The sequence below is a fragment of the Roseateles sp. DB2 genome, assembly GCF_051857535.1.
Taxonomy (GTDB): domain Bacteria; phylum Pseudomonadota; class Gammaproteobacteria; order Burkholderiales; family Burkholderiaceae_C; genus Roseateles_B.
Genome location: NZ_JBPZGY010000003.1, coordinates 85,469 through 98,905, shown reverse-complemented (window position 1 = coordinate 98,905; position 13,437 = coordinate 85,469). Strand labels below are relative to the sequence as shown.

Genomic DNA, 13,437 nt, shown 5'->3' with positions numbered 1-13,437 from the left:
ACGCCGCTGAGCGGACGGATCAGCGCTGCTCGTCCTGCCGACCCTTGCGGGGCACGTTGTCCTGCTGAACCGGACGTACCGGGCGCGATTCCTCCTGGCGCTGGGGCTGCGCCACCCGCGGCGGCTCTACCCGCGGCGGCTCCTGTGCACGAACGGGTTCGCGCGCCCGCTCGGGCTGGATCTGGCGCATGGGCACCTCGCGCTGCTGCTCGCGTTGGATCTGCTCGCGCTGCTGTTGGTCGCGCTGCATCTGCTCGCGCTGCTGCTGCTCGAAGCGCTGCTGGCGCTCCTGGCGATCGATACGGTCCTGGCGGTCCTGCCGTTCCTGGCGCTCGCGCTCGGCCATGCGCTCACGATCCTGGCGCTCCCGCTCCATGCGCTCCGGCACACCACGATCCGGCAAGGCTTGCGGCAGGGCCGAGGAGTCACGGCTCTCCTGGCGCACCGGCGGCTCGGGCAGGCGACGCAGAGGCGGGCCATCCTCGCGGGCTCGCGACGGGATGGGCGCAGCGGCGGGCGGCGTCACCGAGGGAGGGGCCGTCGGCTGAGCCTGCGGCAGGACCGGCGGCGACACCGCGGGCGGGGTCACCTGGGGCTGGGGCTGGGGCTGGGGCTGGGGCTGGGGCAGCGGGCGCAGGGGCACGCCGCCGTCTTCCCGATCGCCGCGCCCGCGGGGATTGTCGCGACGCACAGGCACCGGGTCCTGTGCGGCCGGATGCCCAGGCTGCGCCGGCAGGGCCTGCACGGGAGCCGGCACGCCGGGCACCTGCGGCGCCAAGCTGCGCAGAGGCAAGCCCGCATCGCCACGGGCTTCCTGGGGGCGCCATTCCTGGCGGCTGGGGGCCTGGGGCAGGACACGCAAGGGCACATTGGTGTCGGTGTTGGCCACGACGCGCGCCGCCGTGTCGCTCCAAATGCTCACTGCACCCCGCACCTCGCGATTGCTGCGCGGCGGCGGCAGGGCCGAGCCCCGGTTCACCACTGTCACCGGGTCATGCTCGCGGTTGATGCGCTGGCCATAGTGCGGACTGTGGTGATAGCTGGGCACATAGACCTCGCGCGGCGCCAGCGGATACCAGCCATAGCGCGGCGGCGGCGGGCGCGAGCCTATGCTGATGCCCACGCTGACGACCGGCCCACCCACCCAGGCCACCAGGGCCGGCGCATAGGCCGGGCGCGGCACGTAGCGCCCAGGCACCCAGCACCAGCGCTCGCGCACCATGACCCAACGGCCATAGTGGAAGGGCGCAAAGCCCCAGGGGGCGTCGTCCACCCAGGACCAGCCCCAATGCCGGGTCCAGACCCAGCGACCGTAGCGATAAGGCGCCCAGTCCGGCGCCACCTGCTGCGGAATCCAGACGGTGCCGTACTCCTCGGCCTGCTCCCAGCGGCCGTAGCGGTCGAGGTCCTCCGCCCCCGTCATCTCCGGAGAAACATAGCGATAGGCCGGCAGCTCACCCTCGCTGCGGCTCATGCCCAGCAGCCAATCGGCAAAGCGGTCGCGCTCCAGCACCTGGCGCTCGACCCGCGGGCCATCGCCCCACCAGAACTCGGCCTGCTCATTGGGCTGCAGCCACACGGGCGGCGTGCCGGGCGCGCGGGCCTCGAAGCGGAGTTCTCCCTCCCAGTTGAAGGCGCGGCTGCCGCGGTCCAGTTGGTCCACGCGGTACAGGCCCTTGCGCTCGAAGAAGAAGCGGCCCTCGCGCGTACGAACCTGCAGCTCGCGCACCGCCTCGGCGTTGCGCAGGCGCAGGCCCAGCTGGCCGCGGGCAAGCAGCAGCTCGAGGTGGTCTTCGTCGAGGCGGCTCAGCTCCAGATCGGCGGAATCGTCCAGCCAGAGGCTGGTCGAGCCCACGCGCAGGGCCAGGCGGCCATCACGTTCGGTGCGGATGCGGTCCCCCTCGCCCAGGGTCTGGTTGGGCATGAGGCGTTGCCAGTCCTTGGTCTCGGCATCGAAGACCCAGGCTGTGCCCTGCGTTTGTGCCACGCGGGCTGCGCGCGTGGGCGGGTCCTCCGCGTGTGCAGGCAGGGCCCAGAGGCTCGCTGCCAGCAGCAAGGCGCTGGCAAAAGCACTGGACAGGGGGCGCAGCAGGGATGTGCGCGGCAAGTGTCTCGTCGTCATGGAGGATCTCCTCGGCTGACGGCCCAACGCAGCAAACGGCCCGCACGATGACCGGGTGGATGTAACAAGTGGGCGATGGGCGCCCCGCTGCCCGGACAGGGTCAGTCGTCACTGCCGGGGTCCAGGCCCGGAAACAACACCGAGGTATAGCCGAAGCGGCTGAAGTCCCGGATGCGCGAAGGGTAGAGCCGGCCTATCAGGTGGTCGCATTCATGCTGGACCACGCGGGCATGGAAACCTTCGGCCTCGCGCTCGATGGGCAGGCCCTGCGCGTCGAAGCCGCTGTATCGGATGCGCCGCCAGCGCGGCACCACGCCCCGCAAGCCCGGCACCGAGAGGCATCCCTCCCAGCCCTCCTCTTCCTCGTCGCCCAGGGGGACGATGACAGGGTTGATCAGCACGGTCATGGGCACAGGCGGCGCCTCCGGATAACGCTCATTGCGCTCGAAGCCGAAAATCACCAGCTGCAGGTCCACGCCGATCTGTGGCGCGGCCAGCCCGGCGCCATTGGCTGCTTTCATGGTGTCCAGCATGTCCTGGACCAGGGCGTCGAGTTCGGGGGTGCGGAACTCGTGCACCGGCTGTGCCTGACGCAGCAGGCGCTCGTCGCCCATCTTCAGCAATTCCCTCACGGCCATGGGTCGCGCCTCACGCATCAGTTATCGTTGCAGGCCATTTTAGGGAGCCTGCATGCCACCGTATCTGCTGTCCTTGGGTCCAGGCCTGTACCGCATCGACACCGCCTTCCAGCGCGACGACTTCGATGCCGCCTATCTCATCGTCGACCAGGGGCGCGCCGCCTTCGTCGACACCGGCACCAACCATGCCGTGCCGCGCCTGCTGGGTGCCCTCGCCCACCTGGGCCTGGCGCCCGAGGCCGTGGACTGGGTGATTCCCACCCATGTGCACCTGGACCACGCCGGTGGCGTCGGTCTGCTGATGCAGTCCCTGCCCCAGGCCCGCCTGCTGGCCCATCCGCGCGGACTGCGTCATCTGGTGGACCCGCGCGCCCTGTGGGCCGGCGCCCTGGCCGTGTATGGCGAGCAGGAGATGCTGCGTTCCTACGGCCAGTTGCAAGCCGTGCCCGCCGAGCGCGCCGAGGCCAGTGAGGACGGTCAGCGCCTGCGCGTGGGCAGCCGCGAGCTGCTGCTGATCGACACGCCGGGCCATGCCCGCCACCACCACTGCCTCTTCGATGCGCAAAGCGGCTGCTGGTTCACCGGTGACACCTTTGGCCTGTCCTACCGTGAATTCGACGTGGACGGCCGTCCCTGGCTCTTTCCCACCAGCACGCCTGTGCAGTTCGACCCGCCCGCCCTGAAGCAGTCCATGCAGCGCATGCTGGATCTGCAGCCCCAGGGCATGCTGCTGACGCACTTCGGGCGCATCGGTCACAGCGCAGCGGAGGTGAGCGCGATGCACCTGCGGCTGCTGGAGTTGCTGGACGAAACCGTGGCGCTGAGCCAGGCCCTTCACGGCGCCGAGAACCGCCATGAGGCCCTGAAGGCCGCGCTGTCCGACCTCTATCTGCGCTCCCTGGCCGCGCATGGCTGCCCCCTGCCGCCCGAGCGGCAGCTGGCGCTGCTCGCCATGGACATTGAACTCAATGCCCAGGGCATAGGCGTCTGGCTGGACAAGCCGGCAGCCTGAGCGATCAGACGTCCAGGCCCAGCTCCTGGATCTTGCGGGTGATGGTGTTGCGGCCGATGCCCAGCTTCTGCGCAGCCTCGATGCGACGGCCGCGGGTCATGTCCAGGGCCGTCATGATCAGGCTGGCCTCGAAGCGGCGGCAGAGTTGGTCCCAGACCTCGGGCTCGCCCGCTGCCAGCAACCGCCGGGCCTCGCGGGCCATCTCGGCCACCCAGGCATCGGGTCCACCGCCAAAGCTGGGCAGGGCCGCGCCGCTGCTGGAGAAGGCCGGGCCCGCTGCCACGGCCGGGGGGATCTCGCCGCCCGGTGCAGGCTCCGAGGGGCGCTCTGCCCGCAGCAGCTCCTGCGGCAGGTCCTTGGCCTCCACCTGCTGCGAGGGGGCCATCACGCTGAGCCAGTGGCAAATGTTCTCCAGCTGCCGCACGTTGCCGGGGAAGTCGAAGGCACACAGCGATGCCAGGGCCGCCTCAGACAGACGCTTGGGCTCCACACCAAGCTCGGTGGCGCTGCGCTGAAGGAAGAAACGGGCCAGCACAGGCACGTCTTCACGGCGCTCGCGCAGCGGCGGCAGGCGCAGGCGGATCACATTGAGGCGGTGAAAGAGATCCTCGCGGAAGGCCCCCTGGCGCACGCGTTCTTCCAGGTTCTGGTGCGTGGCGGCGATGACCCGCACATTGCTGCGCAGCGGGCTGTGTCCGCCCACGCGGTAGTACTGTCCATCCGACAGCACGCGCAGCAGGCGGGTCTGCAGATCCAGCGGCATGTCACCGATTTCGTCCAGGAAAAGGGTGCCGCCCTCCGCCTGCTCGAAACGGCCGCGCCGGGTGGCCTGCGCGCCGGTGAAGGCACCGCGCTCATGGCCGAAGAGCTCGGACTCCAGCAGATCCTTGGGAATGGCCGCCGTGTTGATGGCCACAAAGGGTCCTTCGGCCCGCGGGCTGTGCTTGTGAAGGGCCCGCGCAACCAGCTCCTTGCCCGAGCCCGACTCGCCGGTGATCAGCACCGTGACATTGCTCTGAGAGAGTCGACCGATGGCGCGAAACACGTCCTGCATGGCCGGCGCCTGGCCCAGCATCTCGGGCACTTGGGCTGCGGACTCCTGCTCCACCGCAGCCTCCCGCAGGCTCTCCTCCTGGGCCCGCCGGATCAATTCGACGGCGCGTGAGAGGTCAAAGGGCTTGGGCAGGTATTCGAAGGCGCCGCCCTGGAAGGCCGACACAGCACTGTCCAGATCCGAATAGGCCGTCATGATGATGACCGGCAGGCCCGGATGCTTCTCCTTGACCTTGGCCAGCAGGTCCAGGCCCGAGCCCCCCGGCATGCGAATGTCGGAAACGAGCACCTGCGGGCTGTCCTCCTCAAGGGCTGCGAGCAGGTCGCGCGTATTGCTGAAGCAGCGCACCGGCAGCCCCTCGCGCGCCAAGGCCTTCTCGAGCACGAAGCGGATCGAGTGGTCGTCATCAACAATCCAGATGGATTTCATGCAGCTCTCCCCTTTGCCACAGGTACTCCCTCAGGGCAAAGGCAGGGTGATTCGGAAGTCCGTCCGTCCAGGCTCGCTGTCGCAGTCGATCATGCCCTGGTGCTGTTGCGCGATCGTCTGCGAGAGTGTCAACCCGAGGCCGGAGCCGCCCTCCCGCCCCGATACCAGGGGATAGAAGATGCGGTCGCGGATCTCGGGTGGCACGCCCGGCCCGTTGTCCTCGATATGCAATTCCAATGCCAGGCGCCAGCGCTGCTTGCCGATGGTCACTTGTCGGGCCACGCGGGTGCGCAGCACGATCTCGGCGTCCCCGGCCGCGATGCGCGGCGCCAGGGCCAGGGCGGCGTTCTGGACGATGTTGAGCACGGCCTGGATCAGCTGCTCGCGGTCACCCCGGAAGTCGGGCAGCGAGGTGTCGTAATCGCGCCGTACCTTGAGCCCCTTGGGGTACTCGACCAGGATCAGCGAACGCACCCGCTCGCAGACCTCATGGATGTTGACGTCCCCCACCACCTGGGCCCGCCGGTGCGGCGCCAGCAGGCGGTCGACCAGGGACTGCAGACGGTCGGCCTCGTGGATGATGACGTCGGTGTACTCGGCCAGTTCCGGCCCCAGGGCCGTGGGCTGCAGCTCCAGCGCCAGCAGCTGCGCCGCGCCACGGATGCCGCCCAGCGGGTTCTTGATCTCGTGGGCCAGGTTGCGGATCAGTTCCTTGGTGGCCTGCACCTGGTCCAGCGTGCGCTCCTCGCGGTCCTGGCGGGACTGCTGGGCGTTCTCTATCAGCTCCAGCAGCAGCAGGTCCGGCTGGTCGGTCTGGCTCACGATCACCTGGACAGGCAGCGTCTCCTCATGAGGACGCAGGCCGCGGCGCAACTGGGTCTCGAAGCGGCTGCTGGAGTAGGCGTTGCGGGACACGCCCTCCATGGCTTCACGCAGCCGTGTCGTGTCTTCGAGCCAGTCCTGGGCATGGCCTCGCGCCAGCACGCGGCGCGAGAGCTGCATCTGGGTCTCGAACGCCGCATTGACATGCACGCAGGCACCATCAGGGTGCACCAGGGCCACCATGGTGGCCAGCATGTCCAGGGCGCGCATGCCCTCGGGGTCTTGATCAATGGCAGTCATGTCGGAGTCCAGCCCCGGCATGCAGCTCAGGGCAGTTTGCTGAGTTCCCGCTTGATGGCCGCGATATCGGCCTCCTGGCGCGAGATGCTGGCCTTGAGGTCAGCCACGCGGTCCAGGTACTTCTGGTAGTTGCGCTCGTCACCCCGGCGCTCGGGCGTGCCGTTGGCGTACTCCTTCTGCAGCTCGCCCAGCTTGGACTCGGCCTCTCGAAGCTCGCGCTCCAGCACGCCACGGCGGTCGGAATCGCGGGCTTTCTGCAAGGCGGGATCCACCTTGGCGGCAGGGCCTTCACCATTGGCCTGCCCTGACGCGGCAGCTCGCGGTTTGGGCACAGACACGACGGTCACCGGCGTGCCCTCGATGGTGCGGCAGCCTTTTTCCTGCGCTTCCTTGGGTGACAGCGCGTCCGTGTAGAGCACGGGCGGCCCGGGACAGCGGTAGACCTGGGAGGCCTGGGCTGGGTGAGCGCCCTGGGCCTGCGCCGTGGCGCCGAGCGCCAGGAGTCCGCACAGGAGAAGAAGGCCAGGCGCGACCGGGCCGCGGGACGGAATGAAAGGTTTGCTTTGCATGCAGCGGGGCGCGATCGAAGCCATGAGCAGCCATTGTGGCGCATTCACGCTCGATCTTCGCGTCGCAAAGGCCCGCACAAACACCCGGCAACAAAAGAAAAAGGGACGGCCCAGGCCGTCCCTTGTGCTGCGAGGTCCGTGCAGACACCTCGCACCTTGCCATCACAGGGCGTAGTACATGTCGTACTCGACCGGGTGGGTGGCCATGCGGAAGCGGGTCACTTCCTGCATCTTCAGCTCGATGTAGGCGTCGATGAAGGCATCGGTGAACACACCGCCCTTGGTCAGGAAGGCGCGGTCCTTGTCCAGGTACTCCAGGGCCTGGTCCAGGCTGTGGCAGACGGTCGGGATCTTCGCGTCTTCTTCGGGCGGCAGGTGGTACAGGTCCTTGGTGGCGGCTTCGCCCGGGTGGATCTTGTTCTCCACGCCGTCCAGGCCAGCCATCAGCAGGGCCGCGAAGCACAGGTAGGGGTTGGCGCTGGGATCCGGGAAGCGGGCTTCCACGCGACGGCCCTTGGGGTTGGCCACGTAGGGGATGCGGATCGAGGCAGAGCGGTTCTTGGCCGAGTAGGCCAGCTTCACCGGGGCTTCGAAGCCGGGCACCAGACGCTTGTAGCTGTTGGTGCCGGGGTTGGTGATGGCGTTCAGGGCACGGGCGTGCTTGATGATGCCGCCGATGTAGTAGAGGGCGAAATCGCTCAGGCCTGCGTAGCCGTCACCGGCGAACAGGTTCTTGCCCTCCTTCCACACGGACTGGTGCACGTGCATGCCGCTGCCGTTGTCGCCGACGATGGGCTTGGGCATGAAGGTGGCGGTCTTGCCGTAGGCGTGGGCCACGTTCTGGATCACGTACTTCTGCAGCTGGGTCCAGTCGGCGCGCTCGACCAGGGAGCTGAACTTGGTGCCGATTTCCATCTGGCCGGCATTGGCCACCTCATGGTGGTGCACTTCGACGGGAATGCCCAGCGATTCGAGGATCAGGCACATCTCCGAGCGCATGTCCTGGCCGCTGTCGACCGGAGGCACAGGGAAGTAGCCGCCCTTGACGGTGGGACGGTAGCCGCTGTTGCCGTGCTCGTATTCCTTGCCGGTGTTCCAGGCAGCTTCTTCGGATTCGATCTTGAAGAAGCAGCCGGACATGTCATTGGCCCAGCGCACGGAGTCGAAGATGAAGAATTCAGGCTCAGGACCGAAGAAGGCGGCGTCGCCCAGGCCGGAAGCCTTCAGATAGGCTTCGGCGCGCTTGGCCAGGGAGCGGGGATCGCGCTCGTAGGCCTTGCCGTCGGCCGGGTCGATGACGTCGCAGGTCAGGATCAGGGTCGGCTCTTCGAAGAAGGGGTCGATATTGGCCGTGTTCGGGTCCGGCATCAGCAGCATGTCGGAGGCTTCGATGCCCTTCCAGCCAGCGATCGACGAACCATCGAAGGCATGGCCCGACGAGAACTTGTCTTCATCGAAGTGAGACACGGGCACGGACACGTGCTGTTCCTTGCCACGGGTATCGGTGAAACGGAAGTCGACGAACTTGACTTCGTTCTCCTTCACCATCTTCATCACATCAGCGACGGTCTTGGCCATCAATCACTCCTAGCGGGTAGCAGGTATGGGGGGGGTCTCGGAATTCGGCGGGCGCTGCGGCTGATCTGAAGCCGGTCGCGCATGCACCAAAAACAGAGCAGGTTTCGTGCCAATCGACCACCGCCCGGCTGGGCGAAGGCCCAGCCCGGTGCACAGGCCCTGGCGACGCGGAATTATGCGCCCCCAGCCAGGTAGCTCCCTGACGCCGATCGACAAGCCTCGATTCACCCCCCGGACGATGCACCATCATGACGCATCCGCACCAGCATCAGCGCACCAATTCAGTGCCAATGTTTGCACCAATTTGGGATAGACCTGCCTTCAATGCCTCGAAGGCGGCGTCCAGGGCCGCAGCGTCTCCCTTGACGCCCAGTTCCACATGCCGCCCCCATTGCGGGTGGTCGACGCTGGGCAGGCTGAAGACCTTGATGCCAGGAAAGCGGGCTTCGATCTCCAGCATGAGGGGCGTGAGCGTTGCCTCCAGCGCCCCCGGCAGCACGACGGAGCGCTCCTGCACGCGCAGGGCGCGATGCTGCTGCGGGTAGCGGGTATCCAGCACCCACTCCATCATGGGATGGGCCATCACCGGGAAACCAGGCACGAAGTGCACGTCACCGACGTAGAAGCCGGGAATGCGGTTGTAGGGATTGGGAATGAGGCCGGCGCCCTCCGGGAACTCGCCCATCTGGAAGCGGCGGAGGGTGTCCGCGGACTGCTCGTCTGCGACGCTGCCCTGCTCCTGCGCCACCTCCTGGATACGCTGCCAGATGAGCGCGCGAGCCTCGGGGTGGAGCACCAGCGGACGGGCGAGCGCAGCGGCGGCGGCCTGGCGGCTGTGGTCGTCCGGCGTGGCACCGATGCCGCCGCAGCTGAAGACCAGATCGCCGCTGGCAAAGGCCTCGCGGAACACGGCCGTCTGCGCCTCGCGGTCGTCTCCGATATAGCGAGCCCAGGTGAGGCTCATGCCGCGAGCCTGGAGTCGTTCGATACAGGCGGCGAGGTGCTTGTCCTGGCGCTTGCCAGACAGGATCTCGTCGCCCACGATGATCAGTCCTACCCGCATGACCGTGCGTCCTTTGGGCTCAGCGAGGCGGCAGTTCCGGCACGACTTCCAGCGCTGGCGGCGGCGTCTGGCCGGCTGGCAAGGGATCCAGCAGCTCTGCCCGGCCCTCGGTGGCTCGCGACTGTCGCAGCTCGTGCAGGGCCTGCAGGCAGTAATGGGCAAACCACAGCGAGCTGAAGGCGAAGACCAGGGTGTACAGGAACACCGAGCCCAGGATCAGGAAGGGCGCCAGCGCCAGGCTCAGCACGCCAAAGGCCCAGATGGCCGTCGGCGCAGCGCCCAGAAAGCCGGTGAGCAGGCCCAGGCCCAGCAGGGGCAGCTTGTGCTCGCTGAGGATGCGCCGCCGCTCGATGCGCGAGGCATGCTCGGCCAGCACGTCGAAGGCAAAGACCCGGTAGCCCAGCCAACCCCAGATCAGCGGCGGCAGGAACAGGGCTAGGGGCGGGATCAGCCAGAAGGGCATGCTCAGCAGCAGTGCCAGCATCGCCAGCAGCGTGTGGCCCAGGGACCAGGCCACGCTCACCCAGAAGGGCGCGCCCTTCTTTCGCTCCAGGCCCGGGAAGCGGCGCTGGGCCACCAGATTGCTCATGGCCGGCGTCATGAAGACCGCCACCAGCAGCAGGCTGAAGACCAGCAGGGCCGGCACCGCCATGGCCAGCAGCACCAGGGGTGCGATGGCCGTGCGCAGGCCTTGCAGGCCCACGTGATCCAGCCAGGTCAGCACCGTCTCGACCAGGCGCCATGACTCCAGGCTGGCACGCACGCTGTCCAGGGCGGGCTCCCAGAAGAAGTACATCAGCCCCCAGGCCAGCGGCCCGGCGATCAGCAGAGGCAGCAGGGAAAGGCCGATGACGCGCGGGTGCAGGCAATAGGCCGCGGCACGCCAGAAGGCATCGGCCACGCGGGACAGGGTGCTGAGCATGGATCTCCTCGAGAAGCAACGCCCGGTCATGCGCCGGGTCCGCCAGGATGCCCAGCATAGCAAGCCCGCCGATACGCCGGCCGTGCCGGCGGTCAGGGTCGTTCAGCCCTGGCGGCGCGCCGGGCGCAGGGCCGTGGCCACACGCTTCAGGCCCAGCCACTGCTGCGCCCAGAAGCCGCGGCCGTAGTCGCGGCCGCCCTCCTCGGCAAGCTGGTCGCGCACGCCTGTGGCGTCATAGCGCAGCTCGAAATTGGCGGTACCGAACAGCACATCCCAGATCGGAAAGAGCACGGCGAAGTTGTGCCCACCCAGCGTGCCCCTGCCACCCGACTCATGCCCGATGCCAATGGAGTGGTGCAGCCGATGGAAGCGCGGGCTCACGAAGACCCGCTCCAGCACTGGCCCGAACCACAGGCGCACATTCGCATGCTGCAGGTTCTCCATCAGCTGCGAGAAAGCCACCAAGGCCACGAACTGCCCCGGCTCCACACCGATGAAGCGAGCCAGCAGCACGAAGAAGACATCGCGCAGCACGTCGTCCAGCAGGTGGTTGCGGTTGTCGCTCCACATGCTCATCGAACGCTGGCTGTGGTGCAGGGCATGCAGGGCCCACCACCACTCGAACTGGTGCTGGGCGCGGTGCAGCCAGTAATTGAAGAAGTCGAAGACCAGCAGGTACAGCACGAAGCTGACCCAGGGCACATCGGTGAGGCCAGGCCACAGCGAGTCCAGCTGCCAGGTAGGCAGGCCGGCCAGGCGCATCTCGCCCGAGACCATGTCCAGCAGCGGGTCCAGGCTGAAGAACATGGCAAGGCGGAACAGGCCCAGGCGGTGGATCAAGGTGTAGATCACGTCCACCCGGATGGCGCGGCGGTCCTGCTGAACCTCCACCGGCCGCCAGCGTTCCAGTCTTCGGATCAGCAGCAGCATCAGCAGCACCTGGATCAAGCCAACCAGCAACCAGCCCGTGCCGTCATAGGCCTCCTCCAGGCGATTGCCCAGGCCCAGGGCAAAGGCCAGGGGCTGGACGACGAGCTCGAACAGCCACTGCTGGGCCTGCGCGAAGAGATCAGAGAACCAGTCCATGCGTGGGATGCCTGCTGTGCTTTGGGGGGTCAGGGCTTGCGCGCGGCCAGCGGGCGCTCGGCGCTGCCGCCGCGCATCAGCCCGGCGTAGCGCGGGTGCTCGCGCAGGGGGGCGAAGCAGTAGCCCTTGTCCTTGAGGCCCTTCATCAGCGGCTCCAGCACGGCCGGGGCCCAGGCGTCCTGGCGCGACCAGATGCCCAGGTGGGCCATGAGGATGTCGCCCGGCTTGACGTTCTTGAGCGCGCGGTTGAGCAACTGCTCGTTGGAGTAGCGCTCCGAGGGCAGTTCATCACCCAGGAAGCCGGCCGGGCTCCAGCCCACATGGCTGTAGCCACAGGCCTTGGCCGCCGCCAGCAGGGCCGGCGAGGTCTTGCCGGCCGGTGCGCGGAAGATGGGGTCCAAACGGCGCCCGGTCATCTCTGTGAAGCGTTGGGCGGTCTTGTTGAGCTCCTCGCAGTACTCGGCGGCACTGAGGTCGCGGAGCTTGGGCGGCTCGATGCCGGCCTGCACCTTCATGCGGAAGCGCCCGTCCGGCAGGTCCTCCAGCCAGATGTCATGCGACCAGGTGTGCGAGCCGAAGTCATGCCCTTCGGCCGCGCGGGCCCGCCACCAGGGCGCCCATTCCTCGTCCAGGGTCCGGCCGTCCGACAGCGTGGGCTCATTGGCCAGGAAGAAGGTGGCCTGCGCGTCGTAGCGCCTGAGCAGGTCGGCCACGAGGGGTGCGACACCCATATGGCCGGTATCAAAGCTCAGGAAGACCGGCTTTTCATCGGGTTTGCAGGCGGCCTGGGCTGCCAGGGCGGCGGCCAGGGCCGACGCCACCATCCACTGCTTCATCACTGCCTCGACACATGGTCCAGGGTCCAGACCCCGTGCGGCGACTTGCCCACCTTGACCTGCTTCACGACCTTCTTGGTCTGCAGGTCGATCATGGTCAGCTTGCGGGCCCAACGCGAGGTCACCAGCAGCGTCTTGCCGTCAGGCAGGATCTCCATGTCATCAGGGCCACCGGGTGCATTGAAGGTCTCGGCCACAGTGAAGCCCTGGAGGTCGATCTTGCTGATGGTGTTGTTGGCCCGGTTGCTGACCAGCACATGGCGCTTGTCGCCCATGGAGCGGAAGCTGTGCGCACCCTCCCCCGTCAGCAGGCGCTTGACCAGCTTGGGTGCGGGGCCGCTGACGTCGTAGACCTCCACATGGCTGTCGCCCGTGAGCGCCACCAGCAGGTGCTTGTCGTCCTGAGTCAGGAAGATGTCCGCGGGCATCTTGCCCACCGGCACCTTCCAGCGCGGCGCCTGGGTGTTGAGGTCGATCGCGGTAATCTCGTCGGAGTCCTGCAGGCTCACGTAGGCCACGGTGCTCTTGGTGTCCACGTAGAGATGGCTGGGCGTCTTGGGCGCCGGGATGCGCTTGACCAGCTGCAGGGGCTCCTTGGCGTTCTGCGGCTGCCAGCGGTACAGGGCGATGTGGTCCAGGCGGTTGCCCGCGGTGATGAACCACTTCATGTCCGGCGAGAAGCGCAGGTGGTAAGGATCCGTGATGCCGTGCAGCACCCGCTGCACCTGGGCCGTGACCGGGTCGATGAAGGTCAGCGAATCGCCCAGGGCGTTGGCGACGATCATGGACTTGTCGTCTGGCGTCAGGTAGAGGTGGTGGGGCTCCTTGCCCGTCGGGATGCGGCGCAGCTGGGTGAAGCTCACCGGGTCGATGACGCTGATGTCGGCATCCAGCGAGTTGAGAACGAAGAGCGGGTGCGGGGTGGCCTGGGCCAGGGCAGCGCCAGCCAGGAGCGCCAGGGCCAGCAGTGGCCGGCAGAAACGGGACATGTGTATTCCTTGAACCG

Annotated in this window: 12 protein-coding genes; 1 reads left to right on the top strand and 11 read right to left on the bottom strand. The window is 67.7% G+C overall.

Translation table 11 applies throughout. The features are described 5' to 3' along the window. Nucleotides 1-19: 19 nt before the first annotated feature. Both ACS5PK_RS05465 and def read right to left on the bottom strand, forming a co-directional pair. Nucleotides 20-2,122 (bottom strand): DUF6600 domain-containing protein, encoded by a 2,103-nt coding sequence (locus ACS5PK_RS05465; protein ID WP_439439250.1) that lies wholly within the window; start codon nt 2,120-2,122, stop codon nt 20-22. Nucleotides 2,123-2,223: 101 nt separating this feature from the next. Continuing rightward, complete coding sequence (gene def, locus ACS5PK_RS05460; RefSeq protein ID WP_439439589.1) at nt 2,224-2,760, bottom strand: peptide deformylase; 537 nt, start codon at nt 2,758-2,760, stop codon at nt 2,224-2,226. 52 nt (nt 2,761-2,812) lie between these two features. On the opposite strand from def, the gene ACS5PK_RS05455 reads away from it, so the two are divergent. Then, nucleotides 2,813-3,772, top strand: a complete 960-nt coding sequence (locus tag ACS5PK_RS05455; RefSeq protein WP_439439249.1) for an MBL fold metallo-hydrolase — start codon at nt 2,813-2,815, stop codon at nt 3,770-3,772. A 4-nt stretch (nt 3,773-3,776) separates the two neighbouring features. Here ACS5PK_RS05455 and ntrC read toward each other — a convergent pair whose 3' ends face one another. From ntrC to ACS5PK_RS05410, 9 genes are all read right to left on the bottom strand, one after another. After that, nucleotides 3,777-5,255: a nitrogen regulation protein NR(I) gene (gene ntrC, locus ACS5PK_RS05450; protein ID WP_439439248.1), complete on the bottom strand. Its 1,479-nt coding sequence runs from the start codon at nt 5,253-5,255 to the stop codon at nt 3,777-3,779. A gap of 30 nt (nt 5,256-5,285) precedes the next feature. After that, the gene (glnL, locus tag ACS5PK_RS05445) at nt 5,286-6,377 is read right to left on the bottom strand and encodes a nitrogen regulation protein NR(II) (protein WP_439439247.1); all 1,092 of its coding nucleotides are present in this window, start codon (nt 6,375-6,377) and stop codon (nt 5,286-5,288) included. A gap of 26 nt (nt 6,378-6,403) precedes the next feature. Continuing rightward, entirely contained in the window at nt 6,404-6,946 is a 543-nt protein-coding gene (locus tag ACS5PK_RS05440; RefSeq protein WP_439439246.1) for a hypothetical protein, read from the bottom strand. 162 nt (nt 6,947-7,108) lie between these two features. After that, nucleotides 7,109-8,524, bottom strand: a complete 1,416-nt coding sequence (gene glnA / locus ACS5PK_RS05435) for a type I glutamate--ammonia ligase (RefSeq protein WP_439439245.1) — start codon at nt 8,522-8,524, stop codon at nt 7,109-7,111. 268 nt (nt 8,525-8,792) lie between these two features. Next, on the bottom strand, nt 8,793-9,587 hold the full coding sequence (locus ACS5PK_RS05430) for a competence/damage-inducible protein A (protein ID WP_439439244.1): 795 nt from the start codon (nt 9,585-9,587) through the stop codon (nt 8,793-8,795). Between the two features lie 19 nt (nt 9,588-9,606). Next, nucleotides 9,607-10,509 carry an EI24 domain-containing protein gene (locus ACS5PK_RS05425; protein WP_439439243.1) on the bottom strand — a complete coding sequence of 301 codons (903 nt, stop codon included), beginning with the start codon at nt 10,507-10,509 and terminating at the stop codon, nt 9,607-9,609. A gap of 102 nt (nt 10,510-10,611) precedes the next feature. Further along, the gene (locus ACS5PK_RS05420) at nt 10,612-11,595 is read right to left on the bottom strand and encodes a sterol desaturase family protein (RefSeq protein ID WP_439439242.1); all 984 of its coding nucleotides are present in this window, start codon (nt 11,593-11,595) and stop codon (nt 10,612-10,614) included. Between the two features lie 29 nt (nt 11,596-11,624). After that, nucleotides 11,625-12,431, bottom strand: coding sequence for a polysaccharide deacetylase family protein (locus ACS5PK_RS05415; protein ID WP_439439241.1), 807 nt, complete (start codon nt 12,429-12,431; stop codon nt 11,625-11,627). Continuing rightward, complete coding sequence (locus ACS5PK_RS05410) at nt 12,431-13,420, bottom strand: YncE family protein (protein ID WP_439439240.1); 990 nt, start codon at nt 13,418-13,420, stop codon at nt 12,431-12,433. The genes ACS5PK_RS05415 and ACS5PK_RS05410 overlap by 1 nt, the downstream gene beginning before the upstream one ends. Between the last annotated feature and the right edge of the window lie 17 nt (nt 13,421-13,437).